Raw genomic sequence first — 21,432 nt, forward strand, 5'->3', positions numbered from 1 at the left:
GGTCTGAAAGCGAGACGAAGCTTGAGTCTATCAAGATTCGGGGTTTTTGATTGAAATTGGGAATTTTATACCGTTCGACGCCCCTTGCTCGAACGCCTATTTCGGCTGGGAAGCTGGGAGGAAGAGATCCCGCATCTGGGACGATTTCAAGGTCGACAGCTATCGCTGCGGAACAGGCAATCGTCAGCAACAGTTGGACGGGCATGATGTGACCTGATTGGAAAAGTCTGACCATCAGGCACAATGCGCAAAGCATCCTGGATGATATGGCGGTTGCTAATCAGAAAACTCAGTCCAGGATTTGTTTAGCGCGCCGGGAGCTTTAGAATAAAGGCTGACCCCCATCGGGGCGAAACCAACACCCACCGATAAGTTTGCGTTCAAGGGAGCAACAAGCAATGAGTGAAAACGTAGAAGTTGTGCATCTGAAGGATCTGACCATTGTTCGCCTGACCGGCAAACTGACCGCGGCTGATTACGAGTACTTCGTGCCTGAAATCGAGAAGCAGATTGCTGAATTCGGTAAGCTTCGTCTGTTGGTAGAACTACACGACTTTCACGGCTGGACCATGGGAGCCTTGTGGGACGACGTCAAGTTTGACGCGAAGCACTGGAACGATATCAAGCGTTTGGCAATCGTGGGTGAAACGAAGTGGGAATCGGGCATGGCCGTTTTCTGCAAGCCGTTTACTTCAGCCAGCGTAAAATACTTCGATCAGACTAAGTTGGAAGATGCCAAGAAGTGGCTGGTTGAGGAAGAATAAACCTTCCCGTTGCTCCCCACTGCCTTGACCCTACCCCAGTTCAGGATCTCTCCGCGATGGTGGACGAGGAACGGCAAGACGTTCGTCAATTTATTGATGAACTTTACCGCACCGAATCACGCCGAGTCTTTGCGACGCTGGTACGTCTGCTAAACGATTTCGATCTTGCGGAAGAGGCCATGCACGAGGCGTTTACGTCCGCCTTCGTGAAGTGGCAGGAAGAAGGGATCCCCCGGAATCCACGTGCGTGGTTGGTATCGACGGGGCGTTTCAAGGCTATCGACACGATTCGTCGACGCGTCCGGTTCGACGAGTCGTTGGGAGAAATCGCCAAGCGGCTGGATCATGAAAGTGACCAGTTCGCCGCCATTGACGATGAAAACATCGAGGACGATCGACTGCGGTTGATCTTTACCTGCTGCCATCCGGCGATCTCACCCAATGCTCAGGTCGCTTTGACGTTGCGAGAAGTGTGTGGGCTTCGCACCGAGGAGATTGCCAGCGCTTTTCTAACCACGCCCCCGACGATTGCCCAGCGGATTGTGCGGGGAAAGCAAAAGATTCGGGACGCCGGTATCCCATTCGAGATACCTACCATCCCTCAAATGCCGCAGCGACTCGATTCGGTGCTGTCGGTGATCTATCTCGTATTCAACGAAGGCTATTCGGCTTCTTCCGGAGAGACCGTTACGCGCCGTGATCTCTCGGAGGAAGCGATTCGCCTGGGGCGGCTCTTGGCCCAACTCCTTCCTGACGCAGAAGTGATCGGGCTGTTGGCCCTCATGTTGATCCAGGAGTCACGTCGCCCGGCCCGTACATCGGCTTCCGGCGACATTATCCTGTTGGAAGATCAAGACCGGTCGTTGTGGGTTCAGCCGTCCATCGCGGAGGGATCCGAACTCGTACAGCAAGCCCTGCGAACTCGTCGCTTTGGTGTATACACCATCCAGGCAGCGATCGCTGCCGTTCATGCCGAAGCGTCAACACCGGACGAAACCGATTGGGCGCAAATCATCGCTCTGTATGATGTTTTGTCGAGAATCGAGCCATCACCGGTGATTGAACTTAATCGAGCGGTTGCCATCGCGATGCGTGACGGTCCCGAGGCTGGCTTGACCTTGATTGACAATATCCTCGCCGAGGGGACCTTATCCGACTACCACTTAGCCCATGCCGCGCGAGCAGACCTGTGTCGACGGATGGGAAACAACATAGATGCCGTGAATGCGTATCGACGTGCCTTGGAACTTGCGAAACAGGAACCGGAACGCCGTTTTCTCGAAGGACGGCTGAAACAACTGAGTTAGGCTCCGTTCCGAACATTTTTTCAGGGCTTGTCGATTTCGGGAAAGCGGAATCGACCATAGGGTAAAGCAGCGAGCCCTACCCCGTTTTAGGAGAACCCTGATGAAGTTTGTCTGTTTGGGATATATCGATGCGTCGAAGTGGGCCAGTCTTCCTAAGGAAGAAGCCGAAAAGGCGATGGAAGACTGCCTGGCCTACGATAACGAGCTCCGTAAGGGAGGTCATTTCGCTGGCGGAGGAGCTCTCGACGCACCACAAAATGGCGTGACTCTGAGCCATCAAGATGGCCAAGTGCAGGTAACGGACGGTCCCTTTATCGAAACCAAGGAGCAGATCGGCGGCATTCTGCTGCTGGAAGCACGCGACCTGAACCACGCCATTCAACTGATGTCGAAGCATCCAGGTGTTCGCATGGGCCCGTTTGAAATCCGTCCTGCGGACGAAGCGATGAATCTGCAGATTCTGGAAATCTCGGAGCGTCTGGCCAAAGAAGCCGACGCGTCTTAGTCACGCGGATCGCCTTACATCGATCTCCCTCTCCATCGCAAGGAAAACAATCATGCACGTCGAGCCCCAAGTCGAGCACCGTTGGCTAGAAAACCTGTTGGGTGAATGGACGATCGAAACAGAAGTAGACATGGGCGCCGAGAAGCCGATGCCAGCATCGGTCGGCAAAGAAAGTGTCCGACAACTCGCCGACATCTGGGTACTTTGCGATATGGAAGGGGGCATGCCAGGCGATGGTACCGCGCGGTCACAAATGACTCTTGGCTACGACCCACAGGCAAAGTTGTTTGTTGGATCGTTCGTTTCGTCGTGCATGGCATATCTCTGGGTTTATACCAGTGGCACGCTCGACGATGCAGGCACGACGCTCACGCTGAATACCACCGGTCCAAGTTTTACCGGAAACGGGGTCTCTCAGTATCAGGACATCATCGAGATCGTGGACGAGGACCACCGTATCCTGCATGCGATGATGCTGGATGAAAGCGAAGTGTGGCAAGAGTTCATGACCACCAGGTACACCCGTAAAACATAATCGACCATTCTTAAGAAGGAGACAGTCATGATTCAGCAACTATTCGTGAATCTCCCAGTGAAAGATCTGACGAAAACGGTCGAGTTCTTCACGGCCTTGGGCTTCAAGTTCAATCCGCAGTTCACCGACGATACGGCCACCTGCATGATCGTGGCGGAGAACATCATGGTCATGCTCTTGGTGGAAAGCCGCTTTCAGGAGTTCACGCCCAAGGACATCTGCGATAGCAAGAAGAGCACTGAGGTGCTCAATGCATTGCAGCTTGAGTCGCGCGAACAGGTAACCGAGTTTGTTGCCAAGGCGGTTGCCGCTGGCGGCAAGATCTACGCCGAGCCCAAGGATCATGGCTTCATGATTCAACACGGCTTCGAAGATTTGGACGGTCATATCTGGGAAGTCTTCTGGATGGATCCAGCCGGGTTCGCCCAAGTCCAAGCTGGCTCGTCAAGCGAGTAGCGTCACACGAATGCATCGATGAGAGTTGTACCATTACTTCCAAGGAACAGACGATGAATGAGACCGAAGCCACGCCTGCACTCCATCAGCTTAAGTCCACGCCAACGGCTGCGAAGTGGACGGGACGAGTTATCTCAGGGCTTGTTGGCTTGGCTTTTCTCGCCAGTGCTGTCGGAAAGTTCGTTGGTGGGACAGGACTGGAAGAAGGCTTCGCGCACCTGGGTTTGCCGATGGATATTCAATATCCACTGGCCATCCTCGAACTGGTCATCGCGATCATCTACCTGGTGCCGCAAACAGCGGTGCTCGGGGCCATTCTCCTGACCGGCTACATCGGAGGCGCCATCTGCACCCACTGGCGGGTCGGTGACGTGTTCGTTGTCCAGGTGATTATTGGCGTGCTGATTTGGTTGGGTGTGTTTCTGCGAGATCGTCGGCTTTGGGTGTTGATGCCGATGCGATTATAGAAAACCGAAACTAAATTTCGTGAATACGATTCGCAAGTGAAGATCGAATTGGATACCGTAGAGGGGAATTCAAACCTCCTGATCTGGTGTCCTTGTGCCGAATCTCCACTACTCACGATTCTCCTGGCAATTCTCGCTGAGATTGGTCTTGTTGGCGACGATCCCAATTGCCGCGTGTTTTGCGTTCGTCTCATACAAGAAGCGGCAATTTGATCGTGAGTGGAAATCTGCCGAGTATCTGATGACGGAAACTGAGGCCGAGGTTAGCATTTGGGACTATGGGAGGAAACTATCGCATCCAACGATCCAATGGGACAAAATAGTCTACGGAGAATACTTCTCGACGGTCTACCACGTTCGATTTTTTTTAATGGCGGTGGATCAAGAGGCATGGGATGCCGTCTGCGGGCTTTCGCAACTGAGATTTCTTCGTCTGTGGCATTGCCAAGAGGTCGAGATAGAGCCCGGTACTCTTGCCAAGTTGAATCATCTTGAGAGTTTATCTGTCACTTTTAGTGAACTTCCTGCAGGCGCAATGAAAGGCATAGATAAGGTGCCTGGGCTGCATAGTGTCGAACTGAATGAGATTGGACCCGCGGGGAACGACGCGGCTGATCACGTTTCACGAGCAGGTGAACTAAGATCATTGAATTTGAGTGAAATGCCCATTTCCGCGTCGGCGATCAGACGACTTTGCGAGTCTGATAGTCTCGAAGTGTTGAACTTAACGAATTGCGAAATCGACTTTTCGGAGATGGTTCCCTTTGCCAATACTCGCAGCCTGACGATTAATAAATCGACTATTTCGGCCGAGACACTGCACGCCATCTGTCGCTCGCCCAAGCTCAAACACCTGAATCTTAATGGATGTGATGTCGACTTCGATGGATTTCCCGGATTCGGAGAAATGGAACAATTGGTTGCCTTGGAACTCAATGGAGTTGCGGTAACCAACTCCCATCTCCAGGGCATCACAAAGTTGAAGGACTTGAAGCACCTCAAGCTTGGAGAGACCGAAATTACCGATGCGACCTTGGTTGGTCTTTCTTCCTTGGAGCATCTCCAAGAACTCGATCTGCATAACACAAAGGTAAGCGATACAGGCGTCCAGTTTCTGACGGAAATCTCCACGCTCGACAAGCTGGTCCTGCGAAGAACGGCGATATCCAATCAATCGCTTTACCTGCTCAGCAGTTTGAAAGACTTGGATGAGCTTGATGTTCGTTCGACTGCCATTACCGATGACGGCTTCTTGGCTCTTCAGGGAACAAAACTACAAGAGTTAGATATATCCGGCACCGAAACGACGGAACAAGCACTGCGAAACCTTGGACAGGCTCCTAAGTTGTCAGTCAATATTTCATGCACGAAAATGACAGATCTGAATGAGTGGCTTTATAAAACTAAAGGCGCCGGATCTTTTGGAACCCTCTATCCTCCCTATCAGGTTCAAATTCGGTCTGGCTGGTCGCTTCATCAACTCTATCGCGATGAACCGATTCCCTACTGCTATTCCGGAGATTGCTCCTGCCAGGAAAAGGATGACAAGGCCTCCGAATAATTGGCGAGGCATTTCTCGTAAGATGATCGCGAACCTTTTCTTTCCGCCGGTATCTCTCTAGCCAATAGGCCGACCACATGTGTTTGTCGGACTAATTCTTTTTCACTTTGCGATCAGTCCGCGCGCCGACGGCCCGTGACTGGAAGGATAGTACCCATGCTCTTGGATTACGGACGGTGACGTGTTTGGTCAGACCTGTTTCGGTTTGATCTGAAATCACTCGCGAAGCGTGTGTCGCGCTTCCCGTATGTCTGTAATGTTTAAGAAAGCATGGGTTGCTATGAATTCTCGTAAGCAGCAAATGAAGCAATATGTAGACGAAATGCTCGTCTGCCATCAGCCGTGCGTGCGGCACCGCCGTGCGTATTGGAACTTGATTCCTGAGGTGCGTGCCAAGTCCGAGATTTTGAGCGTCGGATTTGATCCCGCCATCCGAAAGCCGGAGCATCTTCGCGTTTACATCCGGGCTCTCAGCTATATCGGCAAGTACCGCACGAAGTGGATTCGGCAGCCTGAGTCGTGGCGTCCCGAGAAGTTCCCGGCCGAGCCGACCAGCAATCGAGTTGCCCTGCGATCGTTGATGAAGCACTTGTTCGAACGCTACCCCGTGCCAGACTTTCTGGCATATGCCTGGTTGCGTCCACATGCCAAGCGTTGGATCCACGACTTGTACGTGCACATGGCCGCTGGTTTTGGCGTGCGGCAATTCAGGGGGAAGCCTGGTATCGCGTTAACGCCAACGGCTGCCAAGTTCTTCGTCAAGGCACCAGCTCATCTGGCGCCGGTCGAAGCGATGCGGTGGGCTCAGATTCGTGGGTTTGGTGGCGGCAAGCCATTGGCCAACGAACTGGTGCGCAACACGCTCCTGAAAGAACCGACTCGTGACGAACGTTTCTGGGAGACGGTGATCCGCTTTCTCATTCGTGAGAAGCCGAACTACGTTCCCCACGCTTCGTCGCTTGTGGACTTCGTTGATCAACAGAAGTTTCAGCCTGCGGAGAAGGTCTGGGGACGTGGAGGTGGTCCACTTCCGCTGCAGCCAGAGTTCTCAATGAAAGGCCGAACGCTTCGTTCACTTCAGCGGCACATGAGCAACTGGCGGAAAGAAATGTTGCTCAAACGACCGTCCCTGGCCAAGCGTAACTATCATTGGGATGCCATCGAAGTACAGCCCATGGTGCATCAGGACGGTGATGTGAAGTGGCTCATTTTCGAGCTTTTGAACGATCGCGCGTTGATGTTGGAAGGAGCCGCGATGGACCACTGCGTCGCCGAATATGTCGATGAGTGTGCCCAGCGGAAGTCTTCGATCTGGTCGCTGAGGATCCATGCCAAGGGTTGCCCTAAACGCATGGTGACGATCGAGGTCGATCCAGAAAGGAAGGTGATCGTTCAGGCCAACGCGAAGAGCAACGAGGATCCAAGCCCCGCGGCCAAAGAGATCTTGCAGCGTTGGGCCGTGCGAGAAGGCTTGGAATACAGCTTGGACGAGTAGAACTGCCTGCACCTCATTCAGGTGCAGGCAGTTTAATTTTGGCCAGGTAGATGCGTGTCTTCCCTTCATGGGAAGAGTAGTAGCTCATCCAAAGCATGTCATCGTGCAGGACAAATCCTGGGTAACTTGTATCGCCGCCTGAAGGCAACACGGCCAACTCACTGAGTTCCGCTGTGTTGGGATCAAGCTGCCAGAGTACCGTTTTGGCAGGCCCATTCAGGCGACGTCCCGCGACGATGTGTCCCCCATCGGGTAGTTGCTTCAGAGCCGGTCCGCCGATGTATTGTCCCAGTGATTTCCACTGCCAATCGGTATAAGGGGGAACAGAAGTACCAAGTTGGGCGTCCCTAGGATCGCCATCGCGGCGAACAACACATAACGCTGTGCCGTCGGCATGAAAGACAAGACTAGCTTCGTTTGAAAACCCATCGATCGAGAATGGCTTGCCTAGTTTTTCGAAACTGCGTCCGTCTTCGCTAACGAATAGCTGTGTTTCGCGCGGCTGAACCGTGTGATAGCCGACTCCGTACGCTTTGCCTTCGTGCCAGGTGATTCGCCAAATCCAATAGTCAGGCGGACCAATGGCGATGGGATCGCTCCAGTTGGTGCCATCGTCTGAATACCAGATCATCGATTGATGGCGAGCTTCGGCCGGTTGATGCAGGGCGCCTGCTCCACAGAGCATCAGTTTTCCGTCCGGTGTGCGGGTAATCTTGGCGTCCCGGAGATCGGCCTTTGGAGATGTCAGCCGGGCTACCGATTGCCACACGTTCCCATCGTGTGACTTTAGAACCTGCAGAGCACCATCGGGCGAGACGTGCGCTTTGCCTTCGCGAAAAACACAGAACCAATTCTCTTGGAAACGGATGAGGTCGGTGAATGCCGAATGCGGCGCGTCGTCGGAAATCATCTCTACGCTGATGATCTCAGCCTTGGGGCGTTCTTCTGCGACGAGTGACGTAGCTGTAGCCATGAACAAGAGACATGACATAGGCAAGAGAAGGCGAAGCATGACCGATTCCAATCACGAAGAGGGCAGGGGGATTCAGGCGGGAAGGGAAATCCCTAGGCTAAACCATTCGTGACTTGGAGGGAAATAAAAAACGCCGATCTGAAATTTCAGATCGGCGTTCTTCTATTCAATCGTCAAGCAAGGCGTGCTCGCAGGTCGGCTTACTTGCCGTTGCGGATAGCAGCCTGAGCGGCAGCCAGACGGGCGATCGGCACGCGGAATGGCGAGCAGCTCACGTAGTCCAGGCCAACGGTGTGACAGAAGTTGATCGACGCTGGATCACCACCATGTTCGCCACAGATACCGCACTTCAGACCCTTACGGCCCTTGCGACCCTTGGTAACGCCCATTTCGACCAACTGACCAACGCCAGAGGTATCGAGCGACTGGAACGGGTCCGTCGGCAGGATTTCCAGGCGAGTGTAGTCAGGCAGGAACGTGTTGACGTCGTCACGGCTGTAACCAAAGGTCATCTGCGTGAGGTCGTTCGTACCGAAGCTGAAGAACTCGGCATGTTCGGCGACTTCGTTGGCGGTCAGAGCAGCACGTGGAATTTCGATCATGGTACCGATCAAGATGTCCAGTTCGCCCTTGTAGCCTTTGTCCTGCTTGGTCTTCTCGATGGTCTCTTCAGCCTTTTCGCGAAGGATCGCAAGTTCAGCAGCGGTACCAACCAGCGGAATCATGATTTCCGGCATGGCGTTGATTCGCTTCTTCTTGCATTCGATGGCTGCTTCGACGATGGCGGTGACCTGCATCTCCAGGATTTCTGGATAGGTAACGCTCAAACGGCAACCACGGTGACCGAGCATTGGGTTCGACTCGTGCAGGGCAGCCACACGCGACTTCACCTTGGCCGGGGAAACGCCAATCAAGCTGGCCATTTCCTTTTGAGCCTTAGGGTCGTGCGGCAGGAACTCGTGCAGCGGCGGATCCAACAGGCGGACCGTCACAGGCAGGTTCTTCATGGCGGTGAAGATGCCGACGAAGTCTTCTCGCTGGAATGGCAGCAACTTTGCCAGAGCGGCACGACGATCTTCTTCGCTTTCGGCGAGGATCATTTCACGCATGCTGGTGATCCGATCTTCTTCGAAGAACATGTGTTCGGTACGGCATAGGCCAATACCTTCGGCACCGAAGTCGCGAGCACGCTGCGAATCCTTCGGAGTGTCGGCGTTGGTACGAACACCCAGGGTGCGGTACTCATCGGCCCACTTCATGATCTTGGCGAAGTCGCCCGACAGCTTAGGTTCGCTGGTTTCAACGGACCCTTCCATCACCTGACCGGTCGAACCGTCGATCGAGATAACGTCGGAGTGCTTATAGGTCTTACCGCCGACTTTGATCTTGCGACCCTTTTCGTCGATTTCAATTTCACCGGCACCTGCGACACAGCAGCGTCCCCAACCACGAGCCACCACGGCTGCGTGACTGGTCATACCACCGGTCGAGGTCAGAATACCAACGGCGGAGTGCATGCCGTCGATGTCTTCTGGGCTCGTTTCCTTACGGACGAGCAAAACCTTTTCGCCAGCGTGAGTACGATCCACAGCTTCTTCGGCGGTGAAGGCCAAAGTACCAACCGCAGCACCTGGCGAAGCAGGCAGACCGATCGTCAGAACCTTGGCGTTCTTCTTCGATTCTGCCGTGAAGCTTGGCAGCAGCAGTTGGGTCAAGTCATTGGCTGGAATACGCAGCAGAGCGGTCTTTTCGTCGATCAGACCTTCCTTGACCATATCGCAGGCGATCTTCACAGCAGCTGCACCGGTACGCTTACCGTTACGAGTCTGCAGCATGAATAGCTCACCCTTTTCGATGGTGAACTCGATGTCCTGAACGTCTTTATAGTGGGCTTCCAGGGTGTCTTTGATTTCAAGCAGTTGCTTGTAGACGGCCCTGTTCCACTTGCTCATTTCGGCAACTGGCTGCGGGGTACGAATACCAGCAACCACGTCTTCGCCCTGAGCGTCGATCAGGAATTCACCATAGAACTTGTTTTCGCCGGTCGACGGGTTGCGGGTGAATGCCACGCCGGTACCACTGTCTTGACCCATGTTACCGTAGGCCATCGACTGAACATTAACGGCCGTACCGAGCAGGCCGCGGATGCCTTCAACTTCGCGGTAGCGAACGGCACGCGTGGTGTTCCACGACTTGAAGACCGCTTCGACAGCCAGTTCAAGCTGCTTCATTGGGTCTTGTGGGAACGCTTCGCCGGTGTACTTCTGGTAGATCGCCTTGTACTCGTTGCAAAGCTCGATCAGACCTTCCGCTGGCACTTCGTTGTCCAGGGTCGCTTTGTACTTCTTCTTGATCGCAGTGAAAGCTTCTTCGAAGTGCTCACGATCAACTTCCATCACGACGTCGCCGAACATGTCGATCAAGCGGCGGTAGGCGTCGTACGCGAACCGTTCGTTGCTGGTCGCGTTGGCCAGACCAACAACCGATTCATCGGTCAGACCGAGGTTCAGAATGGTGTTCATCATACCCGGCATCGAAACGGCAGCACCGGAGCGGACCGAAACGAGCAGCGGGTTCTTATTGTCGCCGAACTTCTTGCTCAGCTCTTTTTCCAACGAGGCGATGGCGTCGTGGACTTCGTCCATCAAACCCTTAGGCAGCTTCTTGCCGTTCTTGTAGTAGTCGGCACAAACTTGCGTGGTGATGGTCATGCCAGGAGGCACCGGCAGGCCAATCGCGGTCATTTCGGCCAGGTTCAGACCTTTACCGCCGAGGAGATCCTTGCTGACCCCTTTGCCTTCGGTCTTGGACTTGCCGAAGTAGTACACCATCTTCGAGGGCTTGGATTTCTTTGCCGTTTTCTTGGCCATGTTTGGAAACCTTTGAATGTCGCAAACGCTGGAGTGTTGTTCGGTAAGGGGTGTCCCTTCGGCGGCAACTCGCAGGGTCTTCCCGCCAGTTATGTACAGAAGGGCCGCATTTCATGCGAATATAAGCAGGAAAGTTTACTTGAGAATGCAAGCAAGCGTCAACCAGCCCTCATCTTACGCCGTTTAGCAAATCGGGATTTTCGGAATCATCCCGATTTGGGCTCACAAGCCGTTTGGCGCATCGCAGCAGAAACAAGACAATGGATCCCAGAGGGCAGGGCGTTACGATTCTGTTAAGATGCCTCCCCGCCATGGCTTGGAACCAACTGAAAGCGACAGCGAACCTCCGTGTTTGACGACGAAGACGACTACGACTACGAAGATCCTTTTGGCCCGGAAATGACCGCTCGGGAGCGAGCCGAGGGGTTTATTCGCACTGCGGTCCTTTTTGAGTCGGCGCTGGCGTTTGTGGCCGTAGGGCTGGGGTGGCTGGTCGATGTGGCCCCCTGGATCAGTGCCAGTTGGGATACCGGAAGTGCCGCGGCAGTCCTCGGGGCAATCGGGCTGGGGGCCCTGGCGACGCTACCACTGTTGGCCGCATTCATGGCCTTGCAGTACGTCAACATCCAGTCGATCAACGATCTTCAAGATTATATGGACCGCCAGATCGTTCCGTTATTTCGAGAAGCGACGCTGCTTGAACTGGGTATGATTAGCTTGGCGGCAGGGCTTGGGGAAGAAGCGCTCTTCCGCGGAGTCATTCAGACCTACCTTCACGAGCTGATGGGGCCAGGTGCAGGACCTGCCGTGCCGATTCTACTGACCAGCCTGATGTTTGGCCTGGTGCACTATGTGACCAGGGAATACTTCATCATTAGTGCCGTCATGGGAGCCTACCTAGGGCTTTGGTTCTACTACACCGGTGATATCATCGTCCCAATCGTCATCCATACGCTTTATGACTGGTTTGCCCTGGCGTACATGAAAAAGTACGCACCAGAACTGGATGAAGTAGGCTCCGCGGACTGACTAGGCGGTTGCAGCACCCTTGCGTTCGTCCATAGCTTCGCGGAAGCGGAGAAACAGGTATTCGCTATCATGCGGACCTGCGGACGCTTCTGGGTGATACTGAACGCTGAATGCTGGCAGCTCTTTGTGCTTCACCCCGGCGACGGTGTTGTCGTTTAGATTGCGGTGGGTAATTTCCAGGCAATCGGGAAGCGTGTTTTCCTCAACAGCGAAGCCGTGGTTCTGCGAGGTGATTTCGACCTTGTCGGTTTCCAGGTCGAGCACCGGCTGATTCGCACCCCGGTGGCCGAACTTCAACTTGAAGGTCTTGGCACCGCAGGCCAGTGACAGCAGTTGATGTCCCAGGCAGATGCCGAAAATAGGCTTCTTGCCCAAAAGGCCCTGAATCGTTTCGACTGGGCCAGTCAATGGCTCAGGGTCGCCAGGACCGTTGGAGAGAAAGATGCCATCGGGATCGTGGCTGAGAACTTCTTCGGCCGATGCGGTCCCAGGAAGCACGGTGACCTTGCAGCCCAGATCACGCAGGTGCCGGGGAATATTCCACTTCATGCCGTAGTCGAGTGCCACTACGTGCAAGTCTTGCTCTTTGCGACTGGTGAGGGCACGGTTGCGATCTCCCATCTTGATCCAGGGGCTGAGGTCTTCTTCCCACATCTTTTGCTGCTCGGGAAGGACTTCCTGGACGAGATTACGACCGACTAGCCCGGCGCTGGCTTTTGCTTTCTCGACGAGCGAAGCATCATCCAGATCTACGCTGGAAAGCACTGCTTTCATCGAGCCGTGAGATCGAAGCCGACGTACGAGAGCACGCGTATCGATATTGGCCATGCCCACGACATTGTTTTTCTTCAGGAATTCGTCGAGCGATCCTTCCGAGCGGAAGTTGCTGACGGTGCGGCTCGCTTCGCGGACGATGAAGCCTGCCATGTGAATCTTGGCACTTTCCATGTCTTCCGCATTGACTCCATAGTTGCCAATCTGCGGATAGGTCATGGTCAGGATTTGACCGCGATAGCTCGGGTCGGTCAGGATCTCCTGATAGCCTGTCATCGAGGTATTAAAACAGGCTTCGCCAGCGACTTCGCCGATGGCTCCGAATGCGGTGCCAGTGAATACGGTTCCATCTTCCAGAGCAAGTTTGGCGGGCTGCGACATGTCGACTCTTATTCTTTTTTCTGGGTTCGCGGGGGACGACCAAGGACATTTTCGAGAAGGAAACTGAGCCGCTCGTTGACGCGACTAAAGTCTTCCCGAAGATGGGCCCGATACCAAGGAGTACGGCTGTGGGTCTCCAAGCGAAAGTTTGGACAGCCTTTGGGAAAGCACTTGTTTCGGCGAGCAGGTGCTTTCCTTTTTTTACGTAGGTGTAGACCCTGGCTGTGGGCAAATTTCCGCTATTATAGGCCCAGAAACTCTTCCGTACAGGGGCTAGAGTCATGCTCTGGGGGATTCCGTAGTTTGCTACGGGAGATTTATCTCGGCGAAGACCGCCAAAGTTGGAAAAAGGCCCGCTGCTCGTCCACAGAGGCGGGCTCGATCTCAGAACTGGTTGCGAACGTTTCTACCAAGTGTTCTTCTTCCGCCGCACGGCCAATTTCATTTTGGTAGGCGACCATGCCTCTTCCCATATCGCGGCACATATTGGACGGATAGACGTTTTCGCAAGCGCCAAAGCAACGAGGCCGCCACCCAGAGGGCTCTAACTCCTCGCGAATCAGACACAGGGCATCGAAGTAATTCCAATCTGAAGCCTGAAATTTACCCATCGGGCATTCCAGCGTAAGGACGCAGCGGCGTGGATCGTCTTCGCCTGAGGATAGCAAGAACTTGCCCACACACGGTTCTTGCGATTGGTGGACAAGTTCGATCTCGAACTGCTTCGGATCAGTCACAGGACAAACCTAGGCTGTGATGGACTCGGCTTCGGCCTCTTTCAGGCAGCCCTTGATCTGACGGACAGCTTGGCGAAGTCGGTTTTCATTCTCAACCAGGCTAAGTCGCAGATAGCCTTCGCCACTTGGTCCGAAACCACTACCGGGACTGACAGCAACGTCCCCTTTTTCGAGCAGCATCATAGCAAAATCCATCGTGCTCATGCGTTTTTGCCATTCGTCCGGGATTTTTGCCCAGACAAACATGCCAGCACGGGGCGGTGTAACATCCCAGCCAAGTCGAACCAAGCCATCGACCAGGGCGTCTCGGCGGCTTTGATAGATCTGGCTTTGAGCTTCGACAGCGGCATCGCCTTCGCGTAGGGCGATGATCGAGGCAATTTGGATAGCTTGGAACATGCCGTAGTCGTAGTAGCCCTTGATGGTGCCCAGACCGCGGATCATCTCTTTATTGCCAGCACAATATCCGACGCGCCAGCCAGCCATGTTGTAGCCTTTGCTCATCGTGGTGAATTCAACACCCACGTCGCTGGCACCTGGGGCCGAGAGAAAGCTAGGAGGCTTGTAGCCATCGAACGCGACATCGGCGTAGGCGAAGTCGCTGATCACCATCAGGCCGTACTTCTTGGCAATCTTCACCACGTCCACAAAGAACTCAGGCTCAACGGTGACCGTCGAGGGATTATGTGGATAGCAAATGATCAGAAGCTTGGGCTTCGGATAGAGGTGCTCGCAGGTATAAGCGATGTTCGAGAGGAACTTCTCGCTGTTGGCAACGTCCAGGGAAATGACATTTCCCGATGCCAACGCAACAGCGTAAGTATGTACGGGGAAGTAGGGTGCCGGGACAATTGCCGTATCGCCAGGCCCCATCATGGCCAGGCACATATGGGAAAAGCCTTCCTTAGACCCCAAGCAGACCATCACTTCCGATTCCGGATCCAACCGAACGCCATACTTCTTGAGGTATTTCGCGGCGACTTCTCGGCGCAAGTTGCGAATACCATTGGACTTGCTATATCCGTGGTTGCGAACATCCTTGACCGCTTCGCACATCTTATCCATGACGTAGTCGGCGGGCGGGTCGGACGGATTACCCATGCCCATATCGATCACGTCGTTTCCGGCGACCCGCTTTTCATACAGCAAGGCGTTGATTCGCCCAAACATGTACGGAGGTAGGCGATAGACACGCTGCGCGAACTGAACCTCGAACGGAGGATCTTGTTGGTCGTCGTTGGTATGAGCGGAATCGGACATAGATGTCGTGTTTCGGCAAAGTGGTGGAAGGTTAAATTTGCCAGAATTCGCATGAGGAACCGGCACGCTTATTCTAAAATCGTCAAGCGACCAAGCCAAGGCGAGACGTGCTCTCGTTGGGACAGGTTGCCCACATTGGACAACGGAAAGTGAGAAGAGTTCACGGTTTGAGGTCAGAATCTAAGCCCGCAGGAGGTAGCGATGGAAAACTACTCGGCGAACGTACATTGGGAACGTGGGGATCAAAACTTTCTCGACAAGAAATATCGTCGGGGTCATACGTGGAAATTTGATGGAGGAACAGAGATCGCGGCATCCTCTTCGCCCCACGTTCTACCCCCGCCCATGTCCGATCCACGCTGCGTCGATCCAGAAGAGGCCTTCGTGGCGGCCCTTGCAAGCTGTCACATGCTGTGGTTCTTGGCCATGGCAGCAAAGCATCAGTGGTTGGTCGACAGCTACGACGATAAGCCAACCGGTAAGATGGACAAGAACAAGGAGGGGAGGACAGCCATGTCAGTGGTCACGCTTCGGCCTAAAGTCGTTTTTGGCGGGGAAAGCCAGCCGACGGCTGATGAGATCAGCACATTGCACAAGGAGGCTCACGAACTGTGCTTCATCGCCAATTCCGTGAAATCCGAGATTCGTATCGCGCCAAGAGTCTAGTTTCCGATTCCGGTCGATTCGACCAACTCGACACCGCGTCGCGTGACGCGAAATGGTTTGGTGAGCCCGCTTTGGCTTCCATGTCCCTTGCCATCGCCGGTATTTACTCCGTTCTCGAAGCAGAAAAGGATTCGTAGGTCTCCGGCCTCTCGTTCGAGTTCGGTTACTTTGACGCGGAACCTGCCGTTCTCATCGACCTTGCCGGCAAATGACTTTCGGAAGTAGGTGCTTCCTCCGTCGGGAGCCTCCTCGATGACCACCACACTGTGCGCGGGGATGTCGGATTGGATTTCGCCGGTGATTTCCAGATAGCGTCCACTGCGATTGAACTCTCCTTCGCACGAGGTCATCTCGAACTTGGGCATCTGCTGTCGCTTGGCCACGCTGCCTGAGAAGATCGGATGCTTCCAAAGCATGGCTGCCGTGGCGTCACACACGTAGACATCTTTTTCGTGGGCATCGACCTTGTTGTGATAGACCTTCGTTTGTGGGCCCATCAGGGTATTTCCACGGCGATCGCGCGATATGGGGCCGAGGTGCGGCAAGCCAAAGCCATGGCCAAGTTCATGGATACAAGCCTTCAGCGTTAAGTCTTGGTGGAACCCGCCTGCGATAGGCAGCTTAGGGTCGAGTTCGCCAGGAAGATTGGTGTAGTTACACATCGCCCAGCCACCGTCGATTGAGTTACCTCCGCCACGATAATTGGTGAATCGTTTCGGTGGATCCCCCAGGTAAACCCAGATCCACCAGACGTGACGATCTCGTGAGAGGTTGTATTTCTGCACGGCCGCATTGGTCACGGCGTTCTGAAAACCCGGTTTGTCGTACTTCCCACTATCAACGGAATGTTCTCCACGGATGAACAGAAACTTGTAGTTCCCTCGTTCGTCACGAGGGAAGGGGGTGGTCACCGCCGGAGGGTAACCGTTCTTGGTCATCTCCTTAACCAGGAACGCTTCGGTGATCGCCGCGATCTGCGCGAAGCGGCGTTGGACACCAGGTGGTGGCTCAACATCCGCTGGGACAAAGAGAACCATGTTCAGCTGAGGGTGACCCTGCTCAGAGTCTTGTCCAAAGCATACGGCTACCGGTGTAACCAGGTAAGAAAAGAACGCAGCGAAGAAGAGCAAGCCTACTAAGCAGCCGTGGATCTGTGCTCGAGAATGGGACAGAGAATTGAGGAAGAGATGCATGCTCGGCCAAATAATGGGTCCGGGGGTGGAAGCCATATGCCCTGGGTGGGGCCTGTGCTTTAACCATACGACAGTTCGACAGGTAATTCATCCCAAAACTTGGCATTCAAGGGATCACGAAAAAAGGACCGTACTCTTGTACGGTCCTTTTTGATTCGATTGCCTGGTCTGACAGTTGAAGTCAGGCGGTGGTTGCGCCACTATTTTCGCTGCTGCATCTGCTGACGAACAGCCGATTCGTAGGCTTTGCCAGCCTGGGTGGTATTGGCCAGGAAGTTATCGATCTGTGCATTGTCACGCAGACGTTCGAATTCTTCAGCCATTGCCAACCGCAGTTTCTTCTCGTGCAGTTCTTTGACCAATTCGTCGCGGACGTCTTCCACGTTGTGGATCAGCGGCTTAGTCAGACCAAGGCTGTACAAAATAATGTACTGGTTGCCCGTGGCGATGATTCCGGAGATCTCGCCAGGCTGCAACTTGAAGGCCTCGTCTTCGATGGTTGGCTGGCCACCATGTCGACGAATGGGTGGAACCTGACCGTCGTTGTTCTTCGAGACTGGCTCGATCGAGTATTGACGGGCGAGTTCACCGAAGAACTTTTCGGTAGGATTGCGGCGAGCCATTTCCCAGACTTCCTGCGCACGGCGTTGGCTATCCAGGACAATGGCCAGGATCTGGGCACGTTCGCCGTAGTTGGCTGCAAAACCCTTCACAATGTCGTTTTCGGTAATCTGAACTTTGCTGTCGACCAGCTTCTTCAGCGCCACGGTCGGCCAGACAGCATCGCGAACATAAAGCTCGACCGATACGCCTTGCTCTTCGGTGACCTGCTTCAGCCAGGCTTCCATGTCGGGCTTGCCTTCCTTGGTGAGGAAACCAAACGCATCCGCTGCTCGAACGATTTCTGATTCGAGATCCGCTTCCGAAACGGAAAGTTGTCGACGGGTCAGTTCTTGCTGCAGAATCTTGCGATTGATTTCTCCATCCAAGACTTCCAGGCCATGACGGCTAATGCATTCTTCTTTCAGTTCCTGAATGCTAACCGGCTGTCCATTGAGCGTAGCGGCTACGCCAGGCATCTGGGCCGACTTACTTGGATCGTTGAAGACATTCACGATTTGAGCGCTGGACTGCAGTTGTTCGTAGATGTCCCCAGCAGCATCACGCATCTTGCTTTCGCGAACGACGTCGGACAGACGTTGGCGAATTGCCGGCAGGCTGTTGGCAGGGATTTGATCAGCTGGCAGGTGTTCTTCGCACTTGAAGATCAAGTACTGACCTTGGACGAACAGCACTGGGGAAATTTCGCCTGGCTGCATTGCGAAAACGGTGTCTTCGATTTCCTGATTACCGATGTGTTTGCGAATCGGTGGAATCAAGCCGCGAGCAGCAGCACTGTTGACATCTTGCGAGTGATCTTTGGCCATGTCAGCGAACGAATCAGGATTCGCAGCCGCTTTGGCACGTAGTTCTTCGGCCAAGCCGCGTTCGCTGAGCGAAATCATGCGGACTTTGACTTTCGGGCCGTAGTTCTTTTCGTATTCGACTTGGATTTCAGCGTCAGTTACCGCGAGTTGGTTTTCAGCCAACTTGCGAAGAGCAAGCGTTGGCCAGATGATTTCGCGACGGTACTGGCCAGGGGTCACGTTGCGTTCTTCTTTGAGAAGACCCAGCCAACGATCGACCGACAGGCCAAACTTCTTGGCGATGTTGGTAATTTCGTTGTCGATGTCTGCCTCGGTAATCTGGATGCCCTTTTGCTGGCAGGCCATCGAGATCAAGTGACGGTTAAGCAGGCTTTCCAGAACGTCCTCGCCATGACGACGAAGAGCTTCGTCGCCCAGCGTATCGCGAGAGATAGGTTCGCGATTGACGACTGCGACTGTTTGGATCTTCTGAGCGGTTCGCGTTGGGGCAGCCACTTCTTCCGCCGGAGCTGCCAACGGGCCAGAGGCTGTTTGACGCTGCGGGGCGGCCTGTCGTTGTTGGACAGGGGCTTGGGCTTCCGCTGTTTGCGGGCCACCGGTGACTTGTCGCCAAGCGACGACTCCACCAATCAAAACAACAAATCCGACGGCTGCCAGAACCCAGGACTTACCTAGGGGAAGTCGGCGAGTAGCATCCTTGCCAGTCATTCCGCTTGCTCCAAAAATTTTCTGCAAGATTTTCTCAAGGAGAGGTGTTCGAATTACCGATACCATAAGGTTCGGGCAGCGGAATATAAGAAGAATGCTAGAACCGGGTCAAGATCGATTCGTACTCGGCAATAGGAAGAGATAAAAGCGCGGATCACACAGCCAAGCATGGACAAGAGGTGCTAGCAAAAAGCAGCGATGCGACGTTTCCGACCGCACCGCTGTGGCTTTTCCTGACGAATGTGAAAGACTGCTTTGAAGCTTAGTCTTCCATCACGTCCTTTTCTTTGGTCTTGGCCAAATCGTTGACCTGGTCTTCGTACTTCTTGGTCAGCTCTTGAACGTTGTCCTTGATATCGTCGCGGATGTCTTCGCTGATCGTCTTATCCTTTTCCGCGGTATCGGCAGCCTTGTTGGCATCGCGGCGGATATTACGAATCGATACACGCGACTCTTCGGCCAGTTCTTTGATACGAGAAACAAGCTTCTTACGAACTTCGGTCGACAGTTGCGGCACGTTCAAGCGGATCACGCGGCCATCGCTCTGAGGGGCCATGCCCAGGTCGCTGGCGACAATCGCCTTTTCGATGTCTTTGATGGCGCCGGTATCGTAAGGACGGATCAAAAGCTGGCTCGGCTCGGGAACACTCACCGAAGCGATCTGCTTGATAGGTTGAAGCGATCCATACACTTCGACTCGAAGTGAATCGACCAGACCTGGTGTCGCACGACCCGTTCGAACACCGCTGAGGCCGTTCTTCAGGACGTCGATCGCTTTTTCCATACGCTGCGTTGCGTCTTCCGTAATTTGATCCGCGTTCATCTTTGATAACCTTTATCGCAGGAATGATCCTCGCTAACTAACGTTTGAGGCGTGGAGATGCCTCCGAGAATAACCTACACCACGGACCGGAGCATGAAAAGATAACGATCACATAAGGACTACTGCTCTTTAAGCCCCAGGTTTCCATCCTTAGTCAGCGTCAGGTCGGGGCGAGCGGACTGTATGGCGCCCAAGAATTCATCTCGGTCGACTGGCGAAATGAGCACTGTAGGGGTGAAAAGTCCCAGCCACTTTTGCTGAGGACGGCTCCGATAGCGGATCATCAGGCCATCTTTCGAAAGGGCTAACCGCAGGTGAGGGCCTCCCATCATGAGCCAGATGCTCGAAGTCTTCTCGACCGAAAAAATATGCTCTAGCGGGACTGTCCACCATATGGGACCACACCGAATCCGCAGGTACTGCTCATCGATCTTGTAATAGGTGTACATCCAAATCGATTGGAGAAGTGCACCTGTTAAAACGAGCAGTATTCCACCGATATACGTAGGCGGGGAGAGAAAGAAACAGACGATGCCCAGTCCAAAGTAGATCATTGCCTGGCCGGCAAGTAGCAGGGAAACTCCCCAGTCGATTTTTGCGGGATAGAAGGATCGGTTCATCGCACTAGTCCCCAAACACGTCACCAAGCACATTACTGTGATGACGTGTTATTCGCTATCCGCCGGGCAATCTTGGTGCGATTTAGTATTACAGATTCGGATCGATCAGCGTTCCAACCTGTTCGCCACGGACTGCCTTTTGAATGTTGCCGTCCATCTTAAAGTTGAAAACAAGGATCGGCATACCATGCTCACGGCATTGGCTAATCGCGGTACCATCCATTACGCGGAGGTTTTCAGCGACGACCTTGTCGAAACCAAGCGTGCGGTAGAAGACCGCATGAGGGTTCTTCTCGGGGTCGTCACTGTAGACACCATCGACTCGGGTTGCCTTCATCAAAATATCGGCTTCCAGTTCCAGCGCCCGTTGAGCGGCCGCCGTGTCGGTGGTGACAAACGGACTACCAGTTCCGGCGGCCAGAATAACGATGCGGCCCTTTTCCAAATGGCGGGATGCCTTGCGGCGGATGTACGGTTCGGCAACGCCATGCATGTGAATGGCGGTCATCAATCGCGTGGACATACCGAGGCTTTCCAGTGCGTCTTGCAGGGCCAAGCCATTGATTACCGTTGCCAGCATGCCCATGTAGTGGGCCGTGGCTTCCTGAATCGAAGCGCTTTCGTTTTTGAATTGGCCACCGCGAAGAATATTGCCCCCGCCGATGACCACGGCGATCTGGCAGCCTAGCGCTGCTGCTTGCTGGATCTGCTGCGAGATGCTGACGACCTCGTCCATAGCAATCCCGCGTTCGCCGGCCCGGGAGAAGCTTTCGCCAGAAAGCTTGAGGATGATCCGTTTGTATTTGGTGGTATTGTTCTCAGGCGTTTCCGACATGGTTGAGCCGTCCTCAGGGCAAGCGTGGCAAATTTTAGGATTGGGG

At 54.1% G+C, this 21,432-nt stretch carries 20 protein-coding genes; 10 read left to right on the top strand and 10 right to left on the bottom strand.

All coding sequences use genetic code 11. The annotated features are described in order from the left end of the window. Positions 1–398: 398 nt before the first annotated feature. From PSR63_RS16575 to PSR63_RS16610, 8 genes are all read left to right on the top strand, one after another. Complete coding sequence (locus PSR63_RS16575) at positions 399–764, top strand: STAS/SEC14 domain-containing protein (protein ID WP_274326791.1); 366 nt, start codon at positions 399–401, stop codon at positions 762–764. Between the two features lie 56 nt (positions 765–820). Then, on the top strand, positions 821–2,071 hold the full coding sequence (locus PSR63_RS16580; protein WP_274326792.1) for an RNA polymerase sigma factor: 1,251 nt from the start codon (positions 821–823) through the stop codon (positions 2,069–2,071). Positions 2,072–2,171: 100 nt separating this feature from the next. Next, positions 2,172–2,576: a YciI family protein gene (locus PSR63_RS16585; RefSeq protein WP_274326793.1), complete on the top strand. Its 405-nt coding sequence runs from the start codon at positions 2,172–2,174 to the stop codon at positions 2,574–2,576. 52 nt (positions 2,577–2,628) lie between these two features. Next, a complete protein-coding gene (locus PSR63_RS16590) occupies positions 2,629–3,111 on the top strand; it encodes a DUF1579 domain-containing protein (RefSeq protein WP_274326794.1) in 483 nt (160 codons plus the stop codon). Between the two features lie 27 nt (positions 3,112–3,138). Continuing rightward, complete coding sequence (locus PSR63_RS16595; RefSeq protein ID WP_274326795.1) at positions 3,139–3,567, top strand: VOC family protein; 429 nt, start codon at positions 3,139–3,141, stop codon at positions 3,565–3,567. Positions 3,568–3,620: 53 nt separating this feature from the next. After that, the gene (locus PSR63_RS16600) at positions 3,621–4,034 is read left to right on the top strand and encodes a DoxX family protein (protein WP_274326796.1); all 414 of its coding nucleotides are present in this window, start codon (positions 3,621–3,623) and stop codon (positions 4,032–4,034) included. A 151-nt stretch (positions 4,035–4,185) separates the two neighbouring features. Further along, a complete protein-coding gene (locus PSR63_RS16605) occupies positions 4,186–5,595 on the top strand; it encodes a hypothetical protein (protein WP_274326797.1) in 1,410 nt (469 codons plus the stop codon). Between the two features lie 280 nt (positions 5,596–5,875). Continuing rightward, a complete protein-coding gene (locus PSR63_RS16610; RefSeq protein ID WP_274326798.1) occupies positions 5,876–7,090 on the top strand; it encodes a PcfJ domain-containing protein in 1,215 nt (404 codons plus the stop codon). A 13-nt stretch (positions 7,091–7,103) separates the two neighbouring features. Here the strand turns inward: PSR63_RS16610 and PSR63_RS16615 are convergent, their stop codons facing one another. Both PSR63_RS16615 and ppdK read right to left on the bottom strand, forming a co-directional pair. Continuing rightward, entirely contained in the window at positions 7,104–8,102 is a 999-nt protein-coding gene (locus tag PSR63_RS16615; RefSeq protein WP_274326799.1) for a sialidase family protein, read from the bottom strand. Positions 8,103–8,263: 161 nt separating this feature from the next. Next, positions 8,264–10,933, bottom strand: coding sequence for a pyruvate, phosphate dikinase (gene ppdK / locus PSR63_RS16620; RefSeq protein WP_274326800.1), 2,670 nt, complete (start codon positions 10,931–10,933; stop codon positions 8,264–8,266). 348 nt (positions 10,934–11,281) lie between these two features. On the opposite strand from ppdK, the gene PSR63_RS16625 reads away from it, so the two are divergent. After that, a complete protein-coding gene (locus PSR63_RS16625; protein ID WP_274326801.1) occupies positions 11,282–11,962 on the top strand; it encodes a CPBP family intramembrane glutamic endopeptidase in 681 nt (226 codons plus the stop codon). On the opposite strand, the gene carA is transcribed toward PSR63_RS16625, so the two are convergent. From carA to PSR63_RS16640, 3 genes are all read right to left on the bottom strand, one after another. After that, positions 11,963–13,117: a glutamine-hydrolyzing carbamoyl-phosphate synthase small subunit gene (gene carA / locus PSR63_RS16630; protein ID WP_274326802.1), complete on the bottom strand. Its 1,155-nt coding sequence runs from the start codon at positions 13,115–13,117 to the stop codon at positions 11,963–11,965. A 317-nt stretch (positions 13,118–13,434) separates the two neighbouring features. Next, positions 13,435–13,854, bottom strand: coding sequence for a hypothetical protein (locus PSR63_RS16635; RefSeq protein ID WP_274326804.1), 420 nt, complete (start codon positions 13,852–13,854; stop codon positions 13,435–13,437). Positions 13,855–13,863: 9 nt separating this feature from the next. Further along, positions 13,864–15,114 (bottom strand): aminotransferase class I/II-fold pyridoxal phosphate-dependent enzyme, encoded by a 1,251-nt coding sequence (locus PSR63_RS16640; protein ID WP_274326805.1) that lies wholly within the window; start codon positions 15,112–15,114, stop codon positions 13,864–13,866. 201 nt (positions 15,115–15,315) lie between these two features. Here PSR63_RS16640 and PSR63_RS16645 point away from each other — a divergent pair, with 201 nt between their 5' ends. After that, a complete protein-coding gene (locus PSR63_RS16645; protein WP_274326806.1) occupies positions 15,316–15,780 on the top strand; it encodes an OsmC family protein in 465 nt (154 codons plus the stop codon). Here PSR63_RS16645 and PSR63_RS16650 read toward each other — a convergent pair. The 5 genes from PSR63_RS16650 to pyrH all read right to left on the bottom strand — a co-directional run bounded on the left by PSR63_RS16650 (position 15,777) and on the right by pyrH (position 21,386). After that, the gene (locus tag PSR63_RS16650; RefSeq protein ID WP_274326807.1) at positions 15,777–16,817 is read right to left on the bottom strand and encodes a hypothetical protein; all 1,041 of its coding nucleotides are present in this window, start codon (positions 16,815–16,817) and stop codon (positions 15,777–15,779) included. The two genes, PSR63_RS16645 and PSR63_RS16650, sit on opposite strands and share 4 nt — an antisense overlap. A 356-nt stretch (positions 16,818–17,173) precedes the next feature. Next, on the bottom strand, positions 17,174–19,108 hold the full coding sequence (locus PSR63_RS16655; protein ID WP_274326808.1) for a peptidylprolyl isomerase: 1,935 nt from the start codon (positions 19,106–19,108) through the stop codon (positions 17,174–17,176). A gap of 262 nt (positions 19,109–19,370) precedes the next feature. Further along, positions 19,371–19,931, bottom strand: coding sequence for a ribosome recycling factor (gene frr, locus PSR63_RS16660; RefSeq protein WP_274326809.1), 561 nt, complete (start codon positions 19,929–19,931; stop codon positions 19,371–19,373). A 119-nt stretch (positions 19,932–20,050) separates the two neighbouring features. Beyond that, positions 20,051–20,551, bottom strand: coding sequence for a PH domain-containing protein (locus tag PSR63_RS16665; protein WP_274326810.1), 501 nt, complete (start codon positions 20,549–20,551; stop codon positions 20,051–20,053). A gap of 88 nt (positions 20,552–20,639) precedes the next feature. Further along, the gene (pyrH, locus tag PSR63_RS16670) at positions 20,640–21,386 is read right to left on the bottom strand and encodes a UMP kinase (RefSeq protein ID WP_274326811.1); all 747 of its coding nucleotides are present in this window, start codon (positions 21,384–21,386) and stop codon (positions 20,640–20,642) included. Positions 21,387–21,432 lie beyond the last annotated feature (46 nt).

The sequence above is a fragment of the Bremerella sp. P1 genome, assembly GCF_028748185.1.
Classification (GTDB): domain Bacteria; phylum Planctomycetota; class Planctomycetia; order Pirellulales; family Pirellulaceae; genus Bremerella.